This window comes from Streptomyces sp. NPDC048436 (assembly GCF_043200355.1).
Classification (GTDB): domain Bacteria; phylum Actinomycetota; class Actinomycetes; order Streptomycetales; family Streptomycetaceae; genus Streptomyces.
Window position 1 is genome coordinate 667,068 of record NZ_JBICXP010000001.1, and the last position, 23,678, is coordinate 690,745.

Genomic DNA, 23,678 nt, shown 5'->3' on the forward strand with positions numbered 1-23,678 from the left:
GATGACCGATCACCCGAGCACCGCACCCGGTGCGCTGCGGCGGCGCCTCGCCCGCCTCGCACCCGAAGCGCACCGGAGCAACGCGCTGCACCCGGGCGCCTGGTGGGTGTGGGCGCTCGGCCTCGGCGTCGCCGCGTCCCGCACCACCAATCCCCTGCTGATCGGGCTGCTCATCGGGGTCGCGGGCTATGTCGTCGCGGCGCGCAGGACGTCGGCTCCGTGGGCGCGGTCGTACGGCGCGTTCGTGAAGCTCGGCCTCGTCGTGATCGCGATCCGGCTCGTCTTCGCGGTCATCCTCGGCTCGCCGATCCCCGGCACGCATGTCCTGGTGACGCTCCCCGAAGTACCGCTGCCCGACTGGGCGAAGGGGGTACGGATCGGTGGCCGGGTGACGGCCGAGGGTCTGCTCTTCGCGCTCTACGACGGCGTACGCCTCGCCGGTCTCCTCATCTGCGTCGGCGCCGCCAACGCGCTCGCCAGCCCGTCCCGGCTGCTCAAGTCGCTGCCGGGCGCGCTGTACGAGGTGGGGGTCGCCATCGTCGTGGCGATGACCTTCGCGCCGAACCTGATCACCGATGTGCAGCGCCTGCGCGCCGCGCGGCGCCTTCGCGGGCGCGCCGACAAGGGCATCCGGGGGCTGCTCCAGGTCGGGCTCCCGGTCCTCGAGGGCGCCCTTGAGCGGTCGGTGGCCCTGGCCGCCGCGATGGACGCGCGGGGTTTCGGCCGCAGCGCGCCGGTCCCCGCCGGGGTGCGCAGGGCGACGGCGGTACTGACGCTCGGCGGCCTGATGGGCGTCTGCGCGGGAACGTACGGCCTGCTCACCGCGGACGGCACGCGCTACGGCCTGCCGGTCCTGGCCGCCGGACTGGTCGCGGCCCTCGTGGGACTGCGCCTCGGTGGCCGCCGCTCCGTACGCACCCGCTACCGCCCCGACCCGTGGGGTGTCCGCGCCTGGCTCGTAGCCGGGTCGGGGGTGGCGGTGGCGGGCCTGATGATCTGGGCCTCCTCGTACGACGCTGCCGCCCTGCACCCCGGGGTGGTTCCGCTGACCGCGCCCACGCTGCCGCTGTGGCCCGCGGCGGCGGCACTGATCGGGCTGCTGCCCGCGTTCGTGGCGCCGGTGCCGTCCGACTCCGCGGGTTCCACCGCTTCCGCCACCCCCGTTCGTCCCAAGGAGCCCTCATGATCCGCTTCGAGGATGTCTCCGTGACGTACGAAGGGGTCGCAGAGCCCACCGTGCGCGGGGTCGATCTCGCCGTACCCGAGGGCGAGTTGGTGCTCCTCGTCGGCCCCTCCGGGGTCGGCAAGTCCACGCTCCTCGGCACGGTGAGCGGGCTCGTGCCGCACTTCACCGGCGGCACGCTGCGCGGCCGTGTGACGGTGGCGGGGCGTGACACCCGTACGCACAAGCCGCGTGAACTCGCCGATGTCGTCGGCACCGTGGGGCAGGACCCGCTCTCGCACTTCGTCACGGACACCGTCGAGGACGAGCTGGCCTACGGGATGGAGTCGCTCGGGCTGGCGCCCGCCGTGATGCGCCGCCGCGTCGAGGAGACCCTCGATCTGCTCGGCCTCGCCGACCTGCGCGACCGGCCCATCGCCACGCTCTCCGGAGGCCAGCAGCAGCGGGTGGCGATCGGCTCGGTCCTCACCCCGCACCCCCAGATACTCGTCCTCGACGAACCGACGTCCGCGCTCGACCCGGCCGCCGCCGAGGAAGTACTCGCCGTACTGCAGCGCCTCGTCCACGACCTGGGTACGACGGTCCTGATGGCCGAGCACCGCCTCGAACGGGTCGTGCAGTACGCGGACCAGGTGCTGCTGCTCGCGGCGCCGGGCGAGGCTCCGGTCCTCGGAGATCCCGCGGCGCTGATGGCCGTCTCGCCGGTCTACCCGCCCGTGGTCGGCCTCGGCCGCCTCGCGGGGTGGTCGCCCCTGCCGCTGACGGTGCGGGACGCGCGGCGGCGGGCGGGGGCGCTGCGGGAGCGGCTCGCCGGGGCCGAGCCCCGGCATCCCGCGGCCCCCCGCCCCGCGGAACGGCCCGTTTCGACCGGCTGGGCCCGGCTCCGTGGACGTACGAAGTCCGGGACCGGGGAAGCACCCGCCGCCGTGGTCTCCGAGCTGGCCGTGCGCCGGGGCCGGGTGGAGGCCCTGCGCCGCGTGGACCTCACCGTCCGGGCGGGCGAGACGGTGGCCTTGATGGGCAGGAACGGAGCCGGGAAGTCCACGCTCCTCTCGACACTGGTCGGCCTGCTCGAACCGTCGTCGGGCACGGTCCGCGTCGGCGGCGCCGTCCCGCACCGCACAGGCCCGCGCGAGCTCATCCGGCACGTGGGCCTGGTCCCCCAGGAACCGCGGGACCTCCTGTACGCGGACACGGTGGCCGCGGAGTGCACGGCGGCGGACCACGACGCGGGCGCGACGCCGGGCACCTGTCGCGCCCTGGTCTCCCAGCTGCTTCCGGGCATCGCGGACGACACCCACCCCCGCGACCTCTCCGAGGGCCAGCGCCTCACCCTGGCCCTGGCGATCGTCCTGACGGCGCGCCCTCCCCTTCTCCTCCTGGACGAACCGACCCGTGGCCTCGACTACGCGGCCAAGGCCCGTCTGGTCACGCTCCTGCGCGGCCTGGCCGCCGAGGGCCACGCGATCGTCCTCGCCACGCACGACGTGGAACTGGCGGCGGAACTGGCCCACCGCGTGGCGATCCTGGCCGACGGCGAGATCGTCGCGGACGGCCCGACCCCGGAGATCGTGGTCGCCTCCCCCTCCTTCGCGCCGCAGACCACCAAGATCCTGGCACCGCAGAAGTGGCTGACGGTGGCGGAGGTACGGGAGGCGCTCGGCGCCGGGGGCGGGACCGCGTGAGCCACTCCCCCGTGCCTCGTCAGGCCCGCCCCATCCGCCTGGGCCCCCGGTCCATCGCCGCTCTCGCGCTGGTCAGCGCCGTCGGCGTCGTCGCCTTCGGGTGGCCGTTGATCGCGGGCGGTACGTCGGGGCTCAGCGCGCACGCGCAGGACGCGCCCTGGCTGTTCGCGGCCCTGCTGCCGCTCCTGCTCGCCGTCGTCGTGGCGACCATCGCCGACGTCGGTCTCGACGCGAAGGCCATCGCGATGCTCGGGGTGCTCGCCGCCGCCGGGGCCGCGCTGCGTCCGCTGGGAGCCGGGACCGCCGGGATCGAGCCGATGTTCTTCCTGATGGTGCTCAGCGGCCGGGTGCTCGGGCCAGGCTTCGGGTTCGTGCTCGGGGCGGTGTCCATGTTCGCCTCCGCGCTCCTGACCGGGGGCGTCGGGCCGTGGATGCCCTTCCAGATGCTGTCCATGGGGTGGGTCTGCATGGGCGCGGGGCTGCTTCCGGGCGCCAACGCCTTGCGCGGGCGCCGCGAGCTGTGGCTGCTCGCCGCCTACGGAGCCGTCTCGTCCGTCCTGTACGGCACGGTCATGAACCTCCAGGGCTGGCCCTACCTCGGCGGCCTGGCGACCGGAGTCTCCTTCGTGCCCGGCGACCCCGTCGGCGACAACCTCGGCCGCTTCATCGCGTACTGCCTGGCCACGTCCCTCGGCTGGGACCTGCCCCGCGCCGTCGTCACCGTACTGCTGAGCCTCGCTCTGGGCCCCGCCGTCCTGAAGGCGCTGCGCCGGGCCACGCGCCGCGCCGCCTTCGAGGCCCAGGTCACATTCGAGGGGCCCGAGGCGTAGGCGGTCGCTGGCTCTCCGTGACGGCGGGGGTCCTTCCGTGGTGAGGCGGCCCACAGGACTTTCGTCCTCTACGAAGGCGGCTAGTAGCGCGACTCGCTTGACGCGTACGCGACGATATGGCCCCTGACCTGCGGATTGAGAGCCACGTCACACGCAGGACCTTTTACTTACATGCGACATCCACTAGTAAAAGGGGTCATTGCGGAGGCGCGGCAGCCCTGTTTCTCTGGAACGAGTCGCACGGCGCCACCGGTCGCAAGGCCCCCCGGCGCCGACGCATTCCTCCAGCCACACCCCCGTGGCCCACGGCATGCCCGCGACACCATGTCCCCCACGGAAGGTCACGCTTTGTCCGCCTCGCTCCTCCGCCGCATCGCCACCCCGAAGAAGGCCCTCGCCGGTGCCGCCGTGGCCGTCGCCACGACCGGCATGGTGTTCAGCGCGGGCGCGGCCCAGGCCGCGACCCCCACGGCGGCGAAGACCGCGGCTCCGGCCGCCGCTCCCGCCGCGGCGCCCTCCTCGGCCAAGGCGATCGCGAAGAAGATGATCCCGGACCCCGCTCAGTACAAGGCGTTCAGCAAGATCGTGGAGCACGAGAGCGGCTGGAACCCCAAGGCCACCAACTCCTCCTCCGGCGCCTACGGCCTGGTCCAGGCCCTGCCCGCCACGAAGATGGCGTCGGCGGGCTCGGACTGGAAGACCAACCCCGAGACCCAGATCAAGTGGGGCCTCGACTACATGAACGACCGCTACGGCAGCCCGGTCGGCGCGTGGAACCACTGGCAGGCCAACGGCTCCTATTGAGCCTGAGGGCAGCCGCCTGAACTGAAGCTTTGACCCCGCCGGGGCGGGCTGGAAACCTCCAGCCCGCCCCGGCGTTTCGTCTACAGCCGCTGAATGATCGTCCCCGTAGCCACCGCCCCGCCCGCGCACATCGTGATCAGCGCGAACTCCTTGTCGCGGCGCTCCAGTTCATGCAGGGCGGTCGTGATGAGCCGAGCCCCGGTCGCCCCCACGGGATGCCCCAACGCGATCGCACCCCCGTTCACATTCACCTTCTCCAGGTCCTGCTCGAAGACCTGCGCCCAGCTCAGCACCACGGACGCGAAGGCCTCGTTGATCTCCACGAGGTCGATGTCCTTCAGGGACATCCCCGCCTTGCCGAGCACCGCCCGCGTCGCGTCGATGGGTCCGTCCAGGTGGAAGTGCGGGTCGGCACCCACCAGCGCCTGCGCGACGATCCGCGCCCGCGGCTTCAGCTTCAGGGCGCGGGCCATCCGCTTGGACGCCCACATGATCGCCGCCGCGCCGTCCGAGATCTGCGAGGAGTTGCCCGCCGTGTGCACGGCGGTCGGCATCACCGGCTTGAGCCGCTCAAGGCCCTCCATCGTCGTGTCCCGCAGGCCCTCGTCCCGGTCGACGAGCCGCCACATGCCGTGCCCGGCGCCCTGCTCCTCCTCCGTAGTCGGGACCTGGACGGCGAAGGTCTCGCGTTTGAAGCGCTCCTCGGCCCACGCGATGGCGGCGCGCTCCTGCGAGATGAGGCCGAGCGAGTCGACGTTCTCCCGCGTGAGCCCCCGGTTGCGGGCGATCCGCTCGGCCGCCTCGAACTGGTTGGGCAGGTCGACGTTCCACTCCTCGGGGAAGGGCTTGCCAGGACCGTGCTTGGAGCCCGACCCCAGCGGCACCCGCGACATCGCCTCGACGCCGCAGCTGATGCCGACGTCGATGACGCCGGCCGCGACCATGTTGGCGACCATGTGGCTGGCCTGCTGCGACGAACCGCACTGACAGTCCACCGTCGTCGCCGCTGTCTCGTACGGAAGGCCCATGGTGAGCCAGGCCGTGCGCGCCGGATTCATGGACTGCTCCCCGGCATGGGTCACCGTCCCGCCGACGATCTGTTCCACACAGTCGGCGTGGATGCCCGTACGGCCGAGGAGTTCGCGGTAGGTCTCGCCGAGCAGATAGGCGGGGTGGAGATTGGCGAGCGCGCCGCCGCGCTTACCTATGGGGGTGCGTACGGCTTCGACGATGACAGGTTCCGCGGCCATGGGCGTCCTCTCCATCCACATCCCGCGTGGATGTCCCGGCACCCACACGGAGAACTAGTACGCGTTCTAGTTCTGTATGCAGTCTGCTGAGCCCGACCCCACCGCCGCAAGGGTCGTGCACGCACCTTGCGCAGGACGTGCACGAAAGCAACCCGGGCGCGGGCCTTGCCTCTTGTAGAACCCGTTACTACCTTGCGGGACATCTCCTGATGGACCGTCAGGACAGCTACTGCTACCGCTCCATCCACAGAGCTGCCAGAACTGAAACTCCTGGAGTTGCCGATGCCCTGTCCAGCGCTGCCCGACGGGTTCGACTTCACCGACCCCGACCTGCTCCAAGAGCGCGTACCCCACCCGGAGTTCGCCCAGCTGCGGCAGACGGAACCGGTGCGCTGGATCACCCAGCCGCCGCGCATCTCCGGCTTCGACGACTCGGGCTACTGGGCCGTCACGCGGCACGAGGACGTCAAGTACGTCTCCACGCACCCGGAGTTGTTCTCCTCCAACCTCAACACGGCGGTCATCCGCTTCAACGAGTCGATCAGCCGGGACCAGATCGAGGTCCAGAAGATGATCATGCTCAACATGGACCCGCCCGAGCACACCCGGGTGCGCCAGATCGTGCAGCGCGGCTTCACGCCCCGCGCCATACGCTCTCTGGAGGACGCCCTGCGTAACCGCGCAGGATCGATCGTCGAGACGGCCCGGGCGAACGCCGCCCCCGACGGCTCCTTCGACTTCGTCACGAACGTCGCCGTCGAGCTCCCCCTCCAGGCCATCGCCGAACTGATCGGCGTCCCCCAGGACGACCGCTCCAAGATCTTCGACTGGTCCAACAAGATGGCGGCGTACGACGATCCGGAGTACGCCATCACCGAGGAGATCGGCGCCGAGGCGGCCATGGAGATCGTCTCGTACGCGATGAACCTCGCGGCGGCCCGCAAGGAGTGCCCGGCCAAGGACATCGTCAGCCAGCTGGTGGCGGCGGAGGACGAGGGCAACCTCTCCTCCGACGAGTTCGGCTTCTTCGTCATCCTGCTGGCGGTGGCCGGCAACGAGACGACCCGCAACGCCATCACCCACGGCATGCACGCCTTCCTCACCCACCCCGAGCAGTGGGAGCTCTTCAAGCGCGAGCGCCCCGAGACCACCGCCGAGGAGATCGTGCGCTGGGCGACTCCCGTCGTCTCCTTCCAGCGCACCGCGACCCAGGACACCGAGCTCGGCGAAGCGAAGATCAAGAAGGGCGACCGGGTCGGCATCTTCTACTCCTCGGCCAACAACGACCCGGAGGTCTTCGACGAGCCACTGCGGTTCGACATCACCCGCGACCCGAACCCCCACCTGGGCTTCGGCGGCGGAGGCCCGCACTTCTGCCTCGGCAAGTCGCTGGCGGTCCTGGAGATCAACCTCATCTTCAACGCGATAGCGGACGCACTGCCGGACCTGCGTCTGGTCTCCGACCCCCGCAGACTCCGCTCGGCCTGGCTGAACGGCGTCAAGGAACTGCAGGTCAGCACCGGCTGACCCGCTACCAGGGAGGCAGGGGCAACTCCCCCCTACGCCCCGCCCCTGCCTCCTCCTGGGTGGCATATCCAGCCATCGGGCGCCATGAGCCAACGTTTCCGTTGCGTGACGCGTCTGGAGAAGCAAGCCTTGCTCCTCCAAGACTTCGAACGGAAACGGTCGCCGTGGTCTCCGCCGGTCTTCCTCTCGCGCCACCGGACAGCGGCGCGCCCACGGAGCGGAAGGGGACCCTCCGCGCGTTCTGGCGGCGGCGCAGGGTTCCGCTCCTTGCCACGTTGCCCACGCTGCCGCTGTACGCGGTGTGGGCGGCCTTCCTCGCCACCGGTGGCGGGGATCTGGCGGCGCAGGAGGCCTGGGCCCGGTTCGCGTCCGAGCACGGCGCCTCCGCGTACGGGCTCTTCTGGTACGGCGGCATGCATACCGCCAACTACAGCCTCATCTCCCCCTACCTGATGGCCGCCGTCGGCGTGAAGACGGTGACGGTGGTGTCCGGCGTCGCCGGCGCCTGGCTGGCCGCCGCGCTCATCGAGCGCACCGGGATACGGCGTCCGCTGTGGCCCGCCGTTCTCGCCTCGCTCGCCGTGTGGTGCAACGTCGCTTCGGGGCGTACTACGTTCGCGCTCGGTCTCGCCTTCGGGCTCGCCGCGTGTCTGGTGCTCGTGCGGGAGCGGCGCGTGGGGGCCGCCGTGGTGTGCGGGGCGCTCGCCGCCATGTCCAGTCCGGTGGCGGGGCTCTTTCTGGTGGTGGCGGGCGCCGGGTATTTCCTCGTACGAGACTGGGGGCGGGGCGCGGCGCTGCTCGTGCCGCCGGTGGTGGTCGTGGGGGCGACGACCGTGCTCTTCCCGTTCAGGGGCGAGCAGCTGATGCCGTTCGACCGTGTCTTTCCGCCGGTGTTGTTCGGCCTGGCGCTCATCGTGGCGGCTCCGCGCGAGTGGCGGGTGCTGCGGTGGGGGTCCGCCGTGTACGCGGCCGGTACGGTCCTGACGTATATCGTCCCGTCCCCGATCGGCACGAACGTCGAGCGTCTCGCCGAGCTCTTCGCGCCCGCCGCGCTGCTCGCCGCCTTGTCCACGCCCGCTCTGCACCGCGTACGGCGCATCGTGCTCATCACCGCGCTCGTGCTGTCCACGGCCTGGGTGACACAGAAGACGGCCGACGACCTGACGGTCTCGACGACCGTGCCCAAGTGGGCCGCCGACACCCAGGGTGTGGTGGAGGAACTGGAGCGTCTTGGAGCCGACCGGGGGCGCGTGGAGGTGGTCCCGGCGCGCAATCACCGCGAGGCCACGGCCCTCGCCCCGTACGTGAACATGGCGCGCGGCTGGAACCGGCAGCTCGACATCGAGCGTGGCCGCCTCTTCTACGACGGGTCCTTCTCGGCAGCCACCTACCGGGCGTGGCTGGACAAGTGGGCGGTCGGCTACGTGGTGCTGCCCTCGGGCAAGCCGGACGGGTTCGCCGAGGAAGAGGCGGCGCTGGTCGCCAGTGGTCCCACGTGGCTCGATCCGGTGTGGCGGGACGCGAACTGGCAGGTGTTCAAGGTGCGCGACGCGGTGCCGATGGTGTCGGCGCCCGCGTCCGTCGTGCGGGCCACCGGCTCGGACCTGACGGTCCGCGTGCCCACACGCGAGCCGGTGACGCTGCGCCTGGTGTACTCGCCGTGGCTTCGGGCAGAGGGAGCCTGCCTGAAGCGGCACGGCGAGTTCACCCGTCTTACGGTGACCGCACCCGGGACCTACAAGATCAACTCGGGGTACGGTCCTTCGCCGAGTCCTTCGACATGTCGATGACCGGCTCCGCCTCCACCTCCACCTCCGAGGGGCGTCTCACCCGCGGTCCTGCCAGGACGTAGGCGAGGCCGAAGCCCGCGCCTACGACGGTCGCGCCGCCCACCGCGTCCATGACCCAGTGGTTTCCGGTGGCGACGATCGCGGAGACCGTGAACAGCGGGTGCAGCAGGCCGAGCGCCTTCATCCACCACTTCGGCGCGAAGATCACGATCACCACACCGCACCACAGCGACCAGCCGAAGTGCAGCGAGGGCATCGCCGCGTACTGGTTGGTGAGCGCGGTCAGCGTGCCGTAGTCAGGCTGGCTGAAGTCCTGCACGCCGTGCACGGTGTCGATGAAGCCGAGGCCCGGCATCAGACGCGGCGGCGCCAGCGGGTAGAGCCAGAACCCGACGAGTGCGAGGAGCGTCGCGAAGCCGAGGGCCGAGCGTGCCCAGCGGTAGTCGGCGGGGCGCCGGAGGTAGAGGACGGCGAGGACGCTCAGCGGCACCACGAAGTGGAACGACGTGTAGTAGAAGTTGAAGAACTCCTCCAGCCAGTCGACCTTCACCACCGCGTGGTTGACCCAGTGCTCGATGTCGATGTGCAGGAACCGCTCGATCGAGTAGATCTGGTCGCCGTGGTGCTCGGCGGTGGCACGGCCGCCCGAGTTGGTGCCGCCGGTCGCAGCGAGGCGTGCCTGCTGGTAGGCGGAGTAGCCGACGCGGATCAGGAGGAGTTCGAGGAGCAGGTTCGGCCGGGTGGTGACCCGGCGCCAGAACGGAAGCAGCGGCACCCAGCTCCAGCGCGCGGGCGCGGGCGCCGCGTAGTCGGTGGGGATGGGCGCCTGGTACTGAGGGGCCGTACGGGAGAGGAACGGCACGACGGTGGCGGCGGCGAGCGCGGCGATCAGTACGACGTTGTCGCGGATCGGCTCCACGACCGGCATGTTCGGCAGCATCATCTTCGCCGGCAGCGTCGACACGAGGAGGACGGCCACCGGCCACATGTAGCGGTCGGACTGCTTCTTGCCGACCCGGCCGACCACCGCGAGCAGCACCCACAGGAGCTGGTGCTGCCAGGTCGTCGGGGAGACCGCGACGGCGACGCAGCCGGTGATCGCGACGGCGAGCAGCAGCTGTCCGTCCTTGGCGTAGCGGACGGCGCGGCGCAGGCCCAGGTACACGACGCCCGCGCCGAGGACCAGGAAGAGGCCGATCTCCAGCGGGCCTTGGAGGCCGAACCGCAGCAGCGCGCCGTGCAGCGACTGGTTGGCGAGGCCGTCCGGGCGCGCGCCCAGGCCCGCGCCTGCCAGATGGTGCACCCAGTACGTCCAGGAGTCGTGCGGCATCGCGGCCCAGGCCAGCGCGGTGCAGGCGAGGAAGGTGGCGCCGGTGGAGAGTGCGGCGCGCCTGCGGCCGGTGAACCAGAACAGGGCGGCGAAGAGCAGCACGGCGGGCTGCAGCGCGGCCCCGATGCCGATGAGGATGCCGCTGCCGCGCTCCCCGCGGACCGCGAAGCATCCGAGCAGGACGAGCAGTACGGGAAGGATGCTGGTCTGGCCGAGGTACAGGGTGTTGCGCACCGGGAGCGACAGCATCAGGAGGCTGATCGCGACGGGCGCGGCGAGCAGGGAGGTGCGCCGGGACACGGGCTGCGGCAGGGCGCGGGCGGCGACGAGGCCGAGGATGACGACGAGGAGCAGCGTGCCGAACGTCCAGCCCCAGCCGAGTGCTTGCTCGGCGGCGCGCGAGAACGGCTTGAGCACGAGTCCGGCGAAGGGGGTGCCGGAGAACTTGTCCGCGTCGTACAGAGAGCCGTTCACGTGCAGGACGCCGTCCGGCCCTATCCAGGTCTCCAGGTCGATGAGTCGGTCACCCTTCGGCGTACGCAGCACGGCGGCCGCCTGTCTCGCGGCGAGGACGGCCGCGATCAGCCAGAGGGCTACGCGGACCGCCGCGATCCGCTCCTTCGGCGTACCGGACGCCCCCGCTCCAAAGGCATCTCCCGGTCCCGGTCCCCTGTGCTCGACATTCGCCACGCGCCGTCCGCCCTCCCGCCCGCTCGTCATCTCAGCTCTGTCCCGTCGCCGGTCCGATCACCTGGTCGGAACCGAGGGGCCGCGCCCTTCAACAGGACGCGCGCAACCCCCATTTCACCTGGCAGCCACAGAGAGCTCGCCACAGCTTTCTATCGGCATTCGGGCGGACTACCTAACCGGGGTTTCGGCCGTACGGCCCTCAGGCCTCCACAGAGTGTCCATCACTCCACCATCGCCCCTCCATGGGATGACCGCCGCAACCGGGGGGCGCGGTTCCCGGCACAAGGCGCGACATAGATCACAAACACACCTGGTCGGCGCCGTCGGAAGGAGATCCATTTGCCCTGGATAACGGCACTTTAGGGCCCGTATGCGACTGACCGGACACCGCCCGTAATGATGCCACCTACACCTATGGTCGCTTGCGGGCCGCCCCTCGCCGGGCGGCTCTGTCCTTGTCGTCAACCGAGAGGCAGGCGAGCGAACCCTTGCCGACCGCCGCAGCCGTCGCTCCCAACGCAGCCGTCGCCCCCAGGACCCAGGCCCCGCCATCCGCGCGGTCGTCGGAGCCTCCGGAGATGCCCGAGGGTGCCACTGTGGTCGACCCCGCGCTGGTCAAGCGTGCGGTGAAGGCGGCAGCGCTCGGGAACGCGATGGAGTGGTTCGACTTCGGCGTCTACAGCTACATCGCCGTGACGCTCGGCAAGGTCTTCTTCCCCTCGGGCAACCCCACGGCCCAGCTGCTCTCCACCTTCGGCGCCTTCGCCGCGGCGTTCCTGATCCGCCCGCTCGGGGGCATGGTCTTCGGGCCGCTCGGCGACCGCGTCGGCCGCCAGAAGGTCCTCGCCCTCACCATGATCATGATGGCCGCGGGCACGTTCGCCATCGGCCTGATCCCCTCCTACGCGACGATCGGCGTGGGCGCCCCGATCCTGCTTCTGCTCGCCCGCCTGGTGCAGGGCTTCTCGACGGGCGGCGAGTACGCGGGCGCGTCCACCTTCATCGCCGAGTACGCCCCCGACAAGAAGCGGGGCTTCCTCGGCAGCTGGCTGGAGTTCGGCACACTGGCGGGCTACATCGGCGGCGCGGGCCTCGTGACCCTGATGACGGCCCTGCTCTCCTCGGAGGACCTGCTCTCCTGGGGCTGGCGCATCCCGTTCCTGATCGCGGGCCCGATGGGTCTGATCGGCCTGTATCTGCGGATGAGGCTCGAGGAGACCCCGGCGTTCGCGGCGGAGCTGGCGAAGGCGCACAAGGACGAGCAGTCCCGGCCGAAGGTGCGGCTGCGCGACATGGTCACGGGACAGTGGAAGTCGCTGCTCCTGTGCATGGGCCTGGTCCTGGTCTTCAACGTCACGGACTACATGCTGCTCTCGTACATGCCGAGCTATCTGACGAGCGAACTGAAGTACGACGCGACGCACGGGCTGCTCGTCGTGCTCGCCGTGATGGCGCTGATGATGTGCGTCCAGCCGTTCGCGGGCGCGCTGACCGACCGGGTGGGCCGCCGCCCGGTGATCGCGGCGGGCTGCGCGGGCTTCCTTCTCCTCTCGGTCCCGGCCCTGCTCCTGATCCGCCAGGGCTCGCTCTGGGCGATCGGCCTGGGCATGGCGGCGCTCGGCCTGCTCCTGGTCTGCTTCACGGCGTCGATGCCGTCGACGCTCCCCGCCCTGTTCCCGACGAAGGTCCGCTACGGCTCGCTCTCCATCGGCTTCAACATCTCCGTGTCGATCTTCGGAGGCACGACACCGCTGGTGGTGACGGCGCTGATCGGAGCGACGGGGAACATGATGATGCCCGCGTATTACATGATGGCGGCGGCGGTGGTGGGCGGCGTCGCGGTCTGGTTCATGAACGAGAGCGCGGGCAGGCCACTGCCGGGTTCGCCCCCGGCGGTGGAGGCGGGGACTACGTCCGCGGTGCGGTGAGGCCCGACGACTGCTGCCGCCGCGGGGTCGCCTCCGGCGGGGGTGGCGGGGACTGCGTCAGCGGTGCGGTGAGGGCCAACCAGTACCGCCGCCGCGGGGCCGCCCCCCGGCCGGGGTGGCGGGGACTGCATCCGCGGTGCGGCGAGGGCCGACGACTGCTGCCGCCGCGGGGTCACCCCTGGCAGTCGTGGCGGGGGGCGTCCGCGGTGCGGTGAGGGCCGACGACTACCGCCGCCGCGGGGCCATCACCCCCGGCGGGGGTGGCGGGGGACGTCCGCGGTGCGGTGAGGGCCGACCAGTACCGCCGCCGCGGGGTCACCCCCGGCAGTGGGGGCGGAGGGGGTCAATGGCTATCCGCCGCTGCCGGGTTGTGCCTTCCCTTCCGCGAGTGTGGTTCTCTCCACCGTTCCCCCTCTGACCACGCCTCGCTTCCGCAGGTGCGGGCGTCCCCACTTGCTGCCCACGCCCCGCCGCCGCAGCTCCCTCCGCGCTCCGGGCTTCATCACAACCCCGGCACACCCCCCTGCCAAGCGGCGAACAACGGCACCTCGCCCGTGCCGTCAAGCACCACAACCCCGAACGGGCGGTTGAAGGCGATCCACTCGATTCGCCGGGGTGGCCGGTAAGGCGCCCCGCCAGGAGCCATTGGCACCGCGGTGACCGCCGCCGCCTCCACCCCCTCCTCCGCGATCTTCAGCACCGCCTCCTGCACCACCTGCGATATCGCGAGCTTCTCCGGCGACATCCCGGAGAAGTCGGCCCCCACGCTCATGGCCCACCGCACGCCCAGTGCGGCCAACTGCTCCGTCGCGTCGACCCGCGTCCGCAAGGACATCCGCGGCAGTGCCATGTTGATCTGCTCCGCGTCGATCCCGGTCCACCGCCCCTCCGGTGCCCACGCCAGCGGCAGCACCTCGGCGGCCCCCGCGCCCGGCTCCCCGAGCACGAACCGCACGCGGGCCGGCGCCCGCCCGCCCCCGGCGCGGCACTTCAGCTCCACGACGCTCGCGCCGCCCACCGTCCAGGCGCAGTTCAGCGGAACGGGCCGATGCATGGTGGGCACCCGGTGCCGCACCCCGAGTGCGTCCGTGAAGTCCTGGTCATGCGTGCCCGCGCCTTCGAAGGGGACCTCCCAACGCGCCTTGAGCGCGAGGGCGTTGACCAGAAGGAGGAGCACATCCGGAGTGATCACCACCGGCAGCCGCTCGACAAGCCCGCCCGTGGCCTCCCGCACCCACGCGTCGATGCCGTCCGGGTCCATCGGCCCGAACCCCACCTCCGGCAACGCCTCCCGATAGGCCCGGTACACCGGAACCCGGCTCCATACCCGGGTGGCGACGGCCACCGCGTCCGTATCGGCCAGCACCCGCGCGGCTCCCGCCACCGCACCCGCTGCCCCTTCTCCCCCGACGCCGAGCAACTCCCGCAGCTCCCCGGCGGTTTCCTCCCGCGCGCCCACCGCTACGGCCGCAAGCGCGAGCCACAGCCCCGCGGGCGAGCAGACGAAGTCCCCCGCACCCGGCGAAGCCATCAGCGGCAGCCACCGATCGGCAAGCCCCCGGATCTCAGCCGAAGGCAGCACCTGCCCGGTCCCGTACGTCATCTCAAACCCCCGCGGCCCGCGGCCACGCATCCCGCCTGCGCAGCCCGACCACCCCAGTATGCGAGTCACCACTGACAATCGACCCCCACCCCACTAACATCGTTAGCGAACCTAACGAACACTCGGAGAGGCCCCCATGACCCAGCAGCAGTGGACCGCAGTGGACACCTACCTCACCGAACTCCTCGCCCCCGCCGACGAGGTGCTGACCGCGGCCCTGAGGGACAGCGACGCCGCAGGTCTGCCGCAGATCAGCGTCGCCCCGAACCAGGGCAAGCTGCTCCAGCTCCTCGCCCAGGTCCAGGGCGCGCACCGCATCCTGGAGATCGGCACGCTCGGCGGCTACAGCACGATCTGGCTGGCCCGCGCCCTGCCCGCCGACGGCCACCTCGTCACTCTGGAGTACTCCCCGGTCCACGCCGACGTGGCCCGCGGCAACCTCGCCCGCGCCGGGCTCGACAAGCTCACCGAGGTCCGCGTGGGCCCCGCCCTCGACTCGCTCGCCGAACTCGTCGACGAGGGTGCCGCCCCCTTCGACCTGGTCTTCATCGACGCGGACAAGGCCAACAACCCCCACTACGTGGAGTGGTCGATCAAGCTCACCCGCCCCGGCAGCCTGATCATCGTCGACAACGTCGTACGGAGCGGCCGGGTGGCCGACGCCGCCACCACCGATGCCGCCGTACAGGGCACCCGCGCCGCGCTCGAACTCATCGCACGGCACCCGAAGTTGGCCGGCACGGCGCTGCAGACGGTGGGCACGAAGGGTTACGACGGCTTCGCGCTGGCCCGCGTGCTGGACTGAACACCCGGTGGCGGGCAGCAGGCGCGGGCCGAAGAGAAGGCCGGAGTGGAGTCCGGAGAGCAGTCCGGGGAGGAGTCAGCCCCTCAACTCTCCTGATAGAAACCGACGTTCACACTGCGGGGCCCGGCCCGGTCCAGGATGACCACATCGCCGGACCCGTCCCGCGGCAGCGGCGCCGACCCCCCGTACTCAAGAGGCGACGTCACCCCGCCCACCGTCAGCCGCACCTCGGAGGCGGGCTCGGGATGCGACCCCCGCAGCCAGCTGAGGAGCCAGACCCCGTCGGCCCCGCAGCGGAACTCAAGATGCGTACGCGATACGAACAGCCAGTCGTCCGGCGGTACAAGGCGGCACACACCGCGATCGCGCCCCACCCGCAGCACAGCACCCGGCGCGCTCGGCGCGTCGGCCATGAGCATGCCCGCGGTGGCCCCCGCGTCCGCCCCTGACACACAGGCCATGGTCAGCTCAAGCACGTACGCCCCCAGCTCTCAGCGGTCAGAACCAGCTCTCAGCGGCAGAACACGCGGCAGCCGCACACACCCACGCACACGCCCCGCGCCGCCGCATCTTAAGGCGCGCCCGACGCGAAAGCACGGCCGCCAGGAACAATGGACCCCGCAAGGAGGCCGACGAAGTCATCGCCGCTGGGCCCGACGCCCCGGCGTGCGCGAGGATGGGCCCATGAGCATCGTGAAAATCAATGTCCTGCAAGTGCCTGCCGAGCAGCGCGAGGTCCTGGAGAAGCGCTTCGCCTCCCGCGCAGGCGCCGTCGAGAACTCCGACGGCTTCGAGTGGTTCGAGCTCCTCCGCCCCATCGAAGGCACCGACGACTACCTGGTCTACACCCGTTGGCGCGACGAGGAGTCCTTCCAGGCGTGGATGGAAGGCCCGATGAAGGCCGCGCACCAGGGCGGTGGCGAAGGTGGCGGGGAGCGGCCCAAGCCCGCTTCGAGCAGCGCCGCGGTGTGGTCCTTCGAAGTCGTGCAGCAGGCCGCCCCCAAGAGCTAGGCCCACGCCGGTCCAGGTGCGCGGAAAAACGGTATCGGCTCGCGCCCGCCCCATGGTGCGATGACCCCATGATGTCCACCGACCGGGTACTCGCCTTCGCGGCGATGTCGTTCCTGCTGATCGTGATCCCTGGGCCCAGCGTCCTGTTCGTGATCGGGCGGGCGCTGGCCCAGGGGCGTCGTGCCGCGCTGACGTCGGTCGTGGGGAACACGATCGGCGCCTACGTACTCGTCGTCGCCGTGGCGCTCGGCGTCGGGTCCGTCGTCGAGCGCTCGGTCGTCGTCTTCACCGCGCTGAAGCTGGTCGGCGCCGCTTACCTGGTCTACCTGGGTGTCAAGGCCGTGCGCCAACGCCGGTCTTTGCACGCGGCGTTCACCGGCGGCGGCCCCGCGCACGGTGGGCTGCGTACGTTGTGGGAAGGGTTCGCGGTCGGCGTGGCCAACCCCAAGACCATCGTCTTCTTCGCCGCCGTGCTGCCGCAGTTCGTCGACCGCGAGCAGGGCCACGTCATGCTGCAGATGCTGCTCCTCGGCCTCGTCTTCAACGTCATCGCCGTGGCCTCCGACAGTGTGTGGGGCCTGGTCGCGGCCACCGCGCGAGGCTGGTTCGCGCACTCACCGCGGCGGCTCTCGATGATCGGCGGCGTCGGCGGGCTCACGATGATCGGGCTCGGGGTCAGCGTTGCCGCGACCGGGCGCAAGGACTGCCCCGGGAGGGACCGCGGCCCCCTAATTCGCTTGCGGAGCATGGCAGTTCCCTCCCGACAATGGCCCCCATGACCCACACCGAGATCCGCACCCCGCGGACCGCCTCCTCCTGGACCATCACCCCCGAAGCCGTCGGCTCCCCTGTCGCCGCCGCGCTCTGGCGCGCGTACTACACGGAGGTCAGCGACCGGTATTACCTCCTCCACGAGGGGCGCAAAACCGCACCCGACGAGCTGGAGCGCGAGGTCGCAGCGGAGACCGGGGACGACCTCCGCCCGCCCAACGGCGTACTCCTTGTGGCCCGGTACGGGAGCGAGCCCGCGGGGACGGCCGGAGTGCGGCTGATGGGCGACATGAAGGGCACCCCTATCGCCGAGCTCAAGCGGGTCTTCCTCCGCGAGGACATGCGCGGCAAGGGCGGCGCCGCCCTCCTCCTCGCCGCCGCAGAGGACGCGGCCCGCGCGCTCGGCGCGGGGCAGATCATCCTCGACACACGCCTCGATCTGGTCGAGGCCAGGGCGCTGTACGCGCGACACGGTTACGAGGAGAGCGAGCCGCTCACCGAGCGGATGTACGCCGAGTGCTGGTACGCCAAGAAGCTGGCACCGGCGGGCGGTTGAGGGCGGTTGAGGCCGAAGCGAGGTGGCGGCGCCGCTCAGGCCGCCACCCCGCGCTGTGGTGGCCTGCCGTTGTGCGGCCGTTCGGCGTCCGAACCGCACATCTCCGCGCCGAGCTCCTCGACCAGCTTGACCAGGTCGGTGGGCCGGTCCGGGCCCCACCAGTCGCCGAGCAGCTCGGACAGGGACTCCTCACGGGCCCTGGCCAGCCTGACGACAGCCGCCCGCCCCTCGTCGGTCAGGGTCAGGCCCATGCCCTCGCGCCGGGCGAGCCGGCGCTCCTCGACCTGCCGGGACGCCGCCGTGATCACGTTCAGCGGTACGGTGCTGCGCGCGGCGAGCGCCGCCGGTTCGACGTGGCCGTGGCGGCTGATCCGCAGGAGGAGCCAGCTGGCGGCGGGCAGCAGGTCGTAGCCCGCGCGCTCGGTGATCCGTACGTAGATCTCGCGGCGCCCCTCGCGTGTGCCGAGGACCGAGAGCGCCCTCGCCACCTCGTCGTACGACGAACGTTCGACGGGGTTGCTGGCGAGCGTCTGCGTCGGATCGGGCGCCGTGACCGAGCCGCGCAGTTTGTCCTCGCGCAGGAACCAGGCCAGGAGGAACGCGACCAGGGCGACCGGTGCCGCGTACAGGAAGACGTCCGTGATGGACGAGGCGTAGGCGTGCACGACATCGGGCCGCAGAGCCGCGGGGAGTTCGGCGATGCCGCGCGGGTCCGACCGGAGTGAGTCCGCGCTGGCGCCGGGCGGCAGTTGCTGCCCCGCGACGGCGGCGGAGAGGTTGGTGACGAGCCGGTTGGTGAAGATCGTGCCGAAGATGGCGACACCGAACGAGGCGCCGATCGAGCGGAAGAACGTCGCGCCGGAGGTGGCGACGCCCAGGTCCCCGTACGGCACCGCGTTCTGCACGATGAGCACCAGGACCTGCATGACAAGGCCGAGCCCGAAGCCGAAGACGAAGAAGAAGGCGCTCATCTCGCCCGTGCCGCTGTGCTCGTCGAGCTGGTGGAGCAGGAGAAGGCCGAGGGCGGTGACGCCGGTGCCCGCGATGGGGAACACCTTCCAGCGGCCCGTACGGCTGACGATCTGGCCGGAGCCGGTCGACGAGATCAGCATGCCGAGCACCATCGGCAGCATGTGCACGCCCGACATGGTCGGCGAGACACCCTGGACGACCTGGAGGAACGTCGGCAGATAGGTCATCGCGCCGAACATCGCGAAGCCGACCACGAAGCTGATGATCGCGGCGAGCGTGAACGTCCTGACCCGGAACAGTTTCATCGGCAGGACCGGTTCGGCCGCCCTGCGCTCGACCGTCACGAAGACGACGGCGAGCGCGACCCCGAGCACCGCGAGGACGATGATCTGCGGCGAGCCCCAGCCCCAGGTGGTGCCGCCGAGCGAGGCGACGAGGACGAGGCAGGTGGCGACGGCCGCGATCAGGAAGGTTCCGAGGTAGTCGATGGTGTGCTTCGTCGAACGCACCGGGATGTGCAGGGCGGCGGCGATGACGACGAGCGCGACGACGCCGATGGGAAGGTTGATGTAGAAGACCCAGCGCCAGCTGAGATGCTCGGTGAACAGGCCGCCGAGCAGCGGTCCGAGGACACTCGTCGCGCCGAAGACCGCGCCGAACAGGCCCTGGTACTTGCCTCGTTCGCGCGGCGAGACGATGTCGCCGACGATCGCCATCGACAGGACCATCAGTCCGCCACCACCGATTCCCTGGAGCGCGCGGAAGCCGATGAGCTGCGGCATGTTCTGCGCCATGCCGCAGAGCGCGGAGCTGACCAGGAAGATGACGATGGCGAGCTGGAACAGCTTCTTGCGGCCGTACTGGTCGCCCAGCTTGCCCCAGAGCGGCGTCGCGGCCGTCGCGGCGAGCAGATACGCGGTGACGACCCAGGACAGGTGTTCCATGCCGCCCAGCTCGCTGACGATGGTCGGCAGCGCGGTCGAGACGATGGTCTGGTCGAGGGCGGCGAGCAGCATGCCGAGCAGCAGCGCCCCGATGGAGATCAGTACACCGCCGTGCGCGTGCTGGTCCGGCCGTCCGGGCGTTGGTTCGGGCCCCTGCTCCGCGGGGCGGGCGCTGACGTCCTGGGTCATGGACACCTCCTGAGGGCTCCTGTGTGTCCTGAGGGGCCTCTCCCTCTCCATCGTGGTCCGTGTGACCCGTTATGGCCTGTTGAACCGGCGGTCTGCATAATCGCTGGAGTTCTCTAGGGGTGGGGTACGAAGCGTGAGCAGCACGGAGAGACCTGTGAGCGGCGCCCAGGGCGGCCATGACGGCCCGGGCGGTCAGCGTTGTCCCGAGTGCGGTACGTCGCGGGAGGCGGGCAGCGCGCCCGCCTGCGGCTGTACGGAGCGGGCCGCCGACGCCGCGCGGGACACGAGGTCCGCGGACGCCGCCGCCGTGGAGGACTTCGATCCGCTGCGGATCCGGCCGTACGTGACGCTGCCGGAGCCGGGGCCCGCGTCCCCTTCCGTTTCCCCTGTTCTGCCACCGGAGGCGGTGGCCACGCCTCGGACGGCGGATGTGGGTCTGTTCAGGAGGGGCGCGGCGGACGGGGAGCTGCCGGGCGAGGGCCCGCGGCCGGCCGCGCCCTCCGAGTCGTACGACGACGCGGAGCCGTACGCCGACGAACCCGAGCCCCGGCGCCGCCGCACCGCGCTGTACGCGGGGATCGGCGCGGTGGTGGCAGTGGTGGCCGGCGCGGCGCTCGCCGCGGCCCTGCTCGCGCCCGACAAGCCGCAGCGGGAGCAGGCGCTGCCGGACGTGCCGACGCGGGCCGTGCACGCCCCGTCCGGCTCCGCCAGGGATCCGGCGCCGACGACGGCCTCACCGTCCCCCTCGGCGTCCCGGCCCCCGTCACCGTCCACATCCACGTCCACGTCCGCGTCACGTAGCGCGAGCGCGTCACCGTCCCCGACGGCCTCCGCCGAGCGGGACCCCACCCCGTCACCCAGCCGCTCGACGGCGCGGGCGACGGGCTCGGTGAAATCGACGGCGCCGTCCTCCGGCGGGGTGCTGCGCCAGGGCGACAGAGGCCCCGAGGTCAAGGAACTGCAGCAGCGCCTGCACCAGCTCTACCTGTACCTGGGCGAGGCCAACGGCCACTACAACACCCCGGTCGTGGACGCCGTGACCCGCTTCCAGTGGGCCCGCGGCACGCAGCGGGACGGGCAGGGCGTCTACGGGGAGGCGACCCGGGCGGCCCTGGAGGCGGAAACCTCGGAGCCTTAGCCCGGGCGGCGGGTGGTGGGCGCCGAGGCGGATGGTGGGCGCAGAGCCGGGTGGTGGGCGCAGAGCCGAAGGAGCCCCGCCTCAGCCGAACGTCAGCCGAAGCCCGCCCTCGGCAACCGCCTCGACCCGCACCCGCGTCAGGTCCGGAACATGGACGGTGGGCCCGTACTCCCCCGCGCGGGGACCGATCCCGACGACCCGCATGCCCGCCGCGAGCCCCGCGGCGATCCCCGCCCCGGAGTCCTCGAACACCACACAGTCAGCGGGGTCGAAGCCCAGCTCCGCGGCGCCCTTGAGGAAACCCTCGGGGTCGGGCTTGCTCGCGCCCACGCTCTCCGCGGTGACCCGCACCGCGGGAAGCGGCAGCCCGGCCGCAGCCATCCGCCCGGTGGACAGGGGCACGTCCGCGGACGTCACGAGCGCATGCGGCAGCCCCTCGAGCGAGGCCAGAAAGGCAGCAGCCCCCGGCACGGGAACGACACCCTCCATGTCCGCGGTCTCCGCGGCCAGCATCTCGCGGTTCTCCGCGTAGTTCTCCTCCATGGGCCGCTCCGGGAGCAGCACCGCCATGGACGCGTACCCCTGGCGGCCGTGGACGACCTTGATGACCTCGTCGAAGTCGAGTCCGTGCCGCTCGGTCCAGCGCCGCCAGCAGCGCTCGACCACCGCGTCGGAGTTGACGAGGGTGCCGTCCATGTCCAGGAGGAGGGCCCGGGCGGTCAGAACGGGGGCGGTCTCGGCCGTCATCGGCGTACTCCTCAGGGATTCCGCGAAGAAAAAAATGCCGGAGAAAGAATCAAGGCAGCCCCGCCCGCCGGTCAGGGAACACGGGCGGAGCCACTTTGTTCCTCCACGATACAAAAAGGGGCCGCCGGACGCCAGCACCGCAGGTCACGGTGGTCGCGGGACGCCTCAGGCGATCGCCTCGTAAAGACTCCACAGCCCCAGTGCCAGCATCAGCAGCGCCGCGATCTTGGTGATGAGCGAGAGCGGCACGCGCTTCATCAGCGCCTTTCCGCCGACGATCCCGATACCGGCGACCGCCCACAGCGCGAGCACCGCGCCCAGACCCACGGAGAGCGGGTCGTCGTAGCGGGCGGCCAGGTTCGCGGTCATGATCTGCGTCAGATCGCCGAACTCCGCGACGAGGATCAGCATGAAGCCCGCTCCGGACACCTTCCAGAAGCTCTGGTCCTTGGGCTCGCGGACCGCTTCCTCGTCCTCGCCGCCCTTCAGGAGCAGCATCGCCGCCCCGCAGAGGAAGAGCACACCGGTGAGCGCGTGCAGCAACTGCTGCGGCAGGAGCGTCAGTACGCTGCCCGCCGCCACGGCGAGCACGACATGGACGACGAAGGCTGCCGCGACCCCGACGAAGACGTACGAGGCACGGTAGCGCGTCCCGAGGACGAGCCCGGCCAGCGCTGTCTTGTCCGGGAGTTCGGCAAGGAAGACGACGCCGAAGACGAGCGCCATCACGCTGATGCTGATCAAGGTTCCTCAATCGGTCGGGGCTGCCCCACCGAGAGCGTTCTGTACGTCGCGTACGACACCTCGGCACGGCAGCACACACAGACGTACACGGTCATGTACGTCGGGCACTGCTTGCCGAAGGTCTCGCTGGCCGGCCCCGTCCATCGCGATCGATCACATCGATGACGAAGCCTGCCTCCGGGCGCCGGCTCAGACGAGCTGAGCAGTATGTCGACGGTCCGGCGAAGAGCTACTCCCCTTCTGCGCCATCCATCGTACGGGATGTCCGCACGCCCCGGACCAGGGCCTTTCGGCCCCCTCTCGACCTTTCTCGACCTTTTCACGTGTGACCCGCGTCACGTAATTCCAACTCCCGCACACATGCCCGGACATGACACGGCGCCAGAACTCTTGAACTGAACACCTGATTGACGCGACCCTGTCACTCAGCGCACATCCACCGGAAACCCCACCGCGCCAGCATGGCCGCCCTGACGGTCAACATCCCCCCACATCAAGGGAGTTCGTATGTCCGCTGTCTACGCGCGTCGACGCCTCGCCACCCTCACCGCCCTGACCGCACTGGCCTCCGCCGCGACCTTCCTCACAGGCGCCCCCGCCCAGGCCGCTCCCCCGGACCCGGTCTCCGCCGCCACCGCCCGCACCTACCTCGGCCAGCTCACCGAGCGGGCCGAGGGCTCGTCCGACGGCTACAGCCGCGACAAGTTCCCGCACTGGAGCACCCAGTCGGGCACCTGCAACACCCGCGAGGTCGTCCTCAAGCGCGACGGCACGAACGTCCAGCAGGACGCCAGCTGCGCGGCCACTTCGGGGACGTGGAAGTCCGCGTACGACGGTGCCACGTGGACCGTCGCGTCCGATCTGGACATCGACCACGTCGTGCCGCTCTCCGAAGCCTGGAAGTCTGGGGCGAGCGGCTGGACCACCGACCAGCGCAAAGGTTTCGCCAACGACCTGACCCGCCCCCAGCTGATCGCCGTCACCGACAACGTCAACCAGAGCAAGGGCGACCAGGACCCGGCCGAATGGCTGCCGCCCACCGCGTCGTACCACTGCGTGTACGCGCGGATGTGGGTGGACGTGAAGCACTACTACAAGCTCACGGTGAACCCCGAGGAGAAGAGCGCCCTTTCCACGATCCTCAACCGCTGCTGAATCACCGGCCCCAACGGGCGCCGAGG

20 protein-coding genes are annotated in these 23,678 nt (G+C 71.0%); 13 read left to right on the forward strand and 7 right to left on the reverse strand.

Annotation, left to right across the window (positions count from 1 at the left end):
* Position 1: 1 nt before the first annotated feature.
* The 4 genes from ACGFX9_RS03095 (at position 2) to ACGFX9_RS03110 (ending at position 4,502) form a co-directional block, all read left to right on the forward strand.
* Complete coding sequence (locus tag ACGFX9_RS03095; RefSeq protein WP_393463690.1) at positions 2-1,186, forward strand: energy-coupling factor transporter transmembrane component T; 1,185 nt, start codon at positions 2-4, stop codon at positions 1,184-1,186.
* The gene (locus ACGFX9_RS03100; protein ID WP_393463693.1) at positions 1,183-2,868 is read left to right on the forward strand and encodes an ABC transporter ATP-binding protein; all 1,686 of its coding nucleotides are present in this window, start codon (positions 1,183-1,185) and stop codon (positions 2,866-2,868) included. The genes ACGFX9_RS03095 and ACGFX9_RS03100 overlap by 4 nt, the downstream gene beginning before the upstream one ends.
* Entirely contained in the window at positions 2,865-3,698 is an 834-nt protein-coding gene (locus ACGFX9_RS03105; protein ID WP_393463696.1) for an ECF transporter S component, read from the forward strand. The genes ACGFX9_RS03100 and ACGFX9_RS03105 overlap by 4 nt, the downstream gene beginning before the upstream one ends.
* Before the next feature lie 348 nt (positions 3,699-4,046).
* Entirely contained in the window at positions 4,047-4,502 is a 456-nt protein-coding gene (locus tag ACGFX9_RS03110) for a transglycosylase SLT domain-containing protein (protein ID WP_393463698.1), read from the forward strand.
* An 80-nt stretch (positions 4,503-4,582) separates the two neighbouring features.
* Here the strand turns inward: ACGFX9_RS03110 and ACGFX9_RS03115 are convergent, their stop codons facing one another.
* On the reverse strand, positions 4,583-5,752 hold the full coding sequence (locus ACGFX9_RS03115) for a steroid 3-ketoacyl-CoA thiolase (protein WP_393463701.1): 1,170 nt from the start codon (positions 5,750-5,752) through the stop codon (positions 4,583-4,585).
* Between the two features lie 282 nt (positions 5,753-6,034).
* Here ACGFX9_RS03115 and ACGFX9_RS03120 point away from each other — a divergent pair, with 282 nt between their 5' ends.
* Together ACGFX9_RS03120 and ACGFX9_RS03125 are read left to right on the forward strand one after the other, a co-directional pair.
* On the forward strand, positions 6,035-7,279 hold the full coding sequence (locus tag ACGFX9_RS03120) for a cytochrome P450 (protein ID WP_393463704.1): 1,245 nt from the start codon (positions 6,035-6,037) through the stop codon (positions 7,277-7,279).
* A 164-nt stretch (positions 7,280-7,443) separates the two neighbouring features.
* On the forward strand, positions 7,444-9,069 hold the full coding sequence (locus tag ACGFX9_RS03125; RefSeq protein WP_393463707.1) for a hypothetical protein: 1,626 nt from the start codon (positions 7,444-7,446) through the stop codon (positions 9,067-9,069).
* On the opposite strand, the gene ACGFX9_RS03130 is transcribed toward ACGFX9_RS03125, so the two are convergent.
* A complete protein-coding gene (locus ACGFX9_RS03130; protein WP_393463710.1) occupies positions 9,023-11,089 on the reverse strand; it encodes a bifunctional glycosyltransferase 87/phosphatase PAP2 family protein in 2,067 nt (688 codons plus the stop codon). The genes ACGFX9_RS03125 and ACGFX9_RS03130 overlap by 47 nt on opposite strands.
* Before the next feature lie 578 nt (positions 11,090-11,667).
* Between ACGFX9_RS03130 and proP the strand changes: the two genes are divergently transcribed.
* Positions 11,668-13,017 (forward strand): glycine betaine/L-proline transporter ProP, encoded by a 1,350-nt coding sequence (proP, locus tag ACGFX9_RS03135; protein ID WP_393463713.1) that lies wholly within the window; start codon positions 11,668-11,670, stop codon positions 13,015-13,017.
* Positions 13,018-13,519: 502 nt separating this feature from the next.
* Here proP and ACGFX9_RS03140 read toward each other — a convergent pair.
* Positions 13,520-14,620 (reverse strand): serpin family protein, encoded by a 1,101-nt coding sequence (locus ACGFX9_RS03140; protein ID WP_393463716.1) that lies wholly within the window; start codon positions 14,618-14,620, stop codon positions 13,520-13,522.
* Positions 14,621-14,756: 136 nt separating this feature from the next.
* On the opposite strand from ACGFX9_RS03140, the gene ACGFX9_RS03145 reads away from it, so the two are divergent.
* Entirely contained in the window at positions 14,757-15,425 is a 669-nt protein-coding gene (locus tag ACGFX9_RS03145) for an O-methyltransferase (protein WP_393463719.1), read from the forward strand.
* Between the two features lie 83 nt (positions 15,426-15,508).
* Here the strand turns inward: ACGFX9_RS03145 and ACGFX9_RS03150 are convergent, their stop codons facing one another.
* Positions 15,509-15,901 carry a hypothetical protein gene (locus tag ACGFX9_RS03150; RefSeq protein ID WP_393463722.1) on the reverse strand — a complete coding sequence of 131 codons (393 nt, stop codon included), beginning with the start codon at positions 15,899-15,901 and terminating at the stop codon, positions 15,509-15,511.
* Between the two features lie 208 nt (positions 15,902-16,109).
* Between ACGFX9_RS03150 and ACGFX9_RS03155 the strand changes: the two genes are divergently transcribed.
* The 3 genes from ACGFX9_RS03155 to ACGFX9_RS03165 all read left to right on the forward strand — a co-directional run bounded on the left by ACGFX9_RS03155 (position 16,110) and on the right by ACGFX9_RS03165 (position 17,763).
* Positions 16,110-16,436 (forward strand): antibiotic biosynthesis monooxygenase family protein, encoded by a 327-nt coding sequence (locus ACGFX9_RS03155; RefSeq protein ID WP_393463725.1) that lies wholly within the window; start codon positions 16,110-16,112, stop codon positions 16,434-16,436.
* A 68-nt stretch (positions 16,437-16,504) separates the two neighbouring features.
* A complete protein-coding gene (locus ACGFX9_RS03160; protein WP_393463728.1) occupies positions 16,505-17,215 on the forward strand; it encodes a LysE family translocator in 711 nt (236 codons plus the stop codon).
* On the forward strand, positions 17,212-17,763 hold the full coding sequence (locus ACGFX9_RS03165) for a GNAT family N-acetyltransferase (protein ID WP_393463731.1): 552 nt from the start codon (positions 17,212-17,214) through the stop codon (positions 17,761-17,763). Before ACGFX9_RS03160 ends, ACGFX9_RS03165 begins: the two co-directional genes overlap by 4 nt.
* A gap of 35 nt (positions 17,764-17,798) precedes the next feature.
* On the opposite strand, the gene ACGFX9_RS03170 is transcribed toward ACGFX9_RS03165, so the two are convergent.
* Entirely contained in the window at positions 17,799-19,868 is a 2,070-nt protein-coding gene (locus ACGFX9_RS03170; RefSeq protein ID WP_393463733.1) for a DHA2 family efflux MFS transporter permease subunit, read from the reverse strand.
* A 133-nt stretch (positions 19,869-20,001) separates the two neighbouring features.
* Between ACGFX9_RS03170 and ACGFX9_RS03175 the strand changes: the two genes are divergently transcribed.
* Positions 20,002-21,006: a peptidoglycan-binding protein gene (locus tag ACGFX9_RS03175; protein ID WP_393463736.1), complete on the forward strand. Its 1,005-nt coding sequence runs from the start codon at positions 20,002-20,004 to the stop codon at positions 21,004-21,006.
* Between the two features lie 81 nt (positions 21,007-21,087).
* Here ACGFX9_RS03175 and ACGFX9_RS03180 read toward each other — a convergent pair whose 3' ends face one another.
* Positions 21,088-21,753 (reverse strand): HAD-IA family hydrolase, encoded by a 666-nt coding sequence (locus tag ACGFX9_RS03180; protein WP_393463739.1) that lies wholly within the window; start codon positions 21,751-21,753, stop codon positions 21,088-21,090.
* A gap of 165 nt (positions 21,754-21,918) precedes the next feature.
* Positions 21,919-22,497, reverse strand: coding sequence for a TMEM165/GDT1 family protein (locus ACGFX9_RS03185; RefSeq protein ID WP_393463742.1), 579 nt, complete (start codon positions 22,495-22,497; stop codon positions 21,919-21,921).
* Between the two features lie 507 nt (positions 22,498-23,004).
* On the opposite strand from ACGFX9_RS03185, the gene ACGFX9_RS03190 reads away from it, so the two are divergent.
* Complete coding sequence (locus ACGFX9_RS03190; RefSeq protein ID WP_393463745.1) at positions 23,005-23,652, forward strand: HNH endonuclease family protein; 648 nt, start codon at positions 23,005-23,007, stop codon at positions 23,650-23,652.
* Positions 23,653-23,678: the final 26 nt, after the last annotated feature.

What these genes read in the sequence shown, in the direction of transcription:
- ACGFX9_RS03115 (WP_393463701.1), bottom strand. Translation starts at nt 5,752, where the DNA reads ATGGCCGCGGAACCTGTCATCGTCGAAGCCGTACGCACCCCCATAGGT.
- ACGFX9_RS03165 (WP_393463731.1), top strand. Translation starts at nt 17,212, where the DNA reads ATGACCCACACCGAGATCCGCACCCCGCGGACCGCCTCCTCCTGGACC.
- ACGFX9_RS03155 (WP_393463725.1), top strand. Translation starts at nt 16,110, where the DNA reads ATGAGCATCGTGAAAATCAATGTCCTGCAAGTGCCTGCCGAGCAGCGC.
- ACGFX9_RS03145 (WP_393463719.1), top strand. Translation starts at nt 14,757, where the DNA reads ATGACCCAGCAGCAGTGGACCGCAGTGGACACCTACCTCACCGAACTC.
- ACGFX9_RS03140 (WP_393463716.1), bottom strand. Translation starts at nt 14,620, where the DNA reads ATGACGTACGGGACCGGGCAGGTGCTGCCTTCGGCTGAGATCCGGGGG.
- ACGFX9_RS03095 (WP_393463690.1), top strand. Translation starts at nt 2, where the DNA reads ATGACCGATCACCCGAGCACCGCACCCGGTGCGCTGCGGCGGCGCCTC.
- ACGFX9_RS03100 (WP_393463693.1), top strand. Translation starts at nt 1,183, where the DNA reads ATGATCCGCTTCGAGGATGTCTCCGTGACGTACGAAGGGGTCGCAGAG.
- ACGFX9_RS03180 (WP_393463739.1), bottom strand. Translation starts at nt 21,753, where the DNA reads ATGACGGCCGAGACCGCCCCCGTTCTGACCGCCCGGGCCCTCCTCCTG.
- ACGFX9_RS03190 (WP_393463745.1), top strand. Translation starts at nt 23,005, where the DNA reads ATGTCCGCTGTCTACGCGCGTCGACGCCTCGCCACCCTCACCGCCCTG.
- proP (WP_393463713.1), top strand. Translation starts at nt 11,668, where the DNA reads ATGCCCGAGGGTGCCACTGTGGTCGACCCCGCGCTGGTCAAGCGTGCG.
- ACGFX9_RS03170 (WP_393463733.1), bottom strand. Translation starts at nt 19,868, where the DNA reads ATGACCCAGGACGTCAGCGCCCGCCCCGCGGAGCAGGGGCCCGAACCA.
- ACGFX9_RS03160 (WP_393463728.1), top strand. Translation starts at nt 16,505, where the DNA reads ATGATGTCCACCGACCGGGTACTCGCCTTCGCGGCGATGTCGTTCCTG.
- ACGFX9_RS03120 (WP_393463704.1), top strand. Translation starts at nt 6,035, where the DNA reads ATGCCCTGTCCAGCGCTGCCCGACGGGTTCGACTTCACCGACCCCGAC.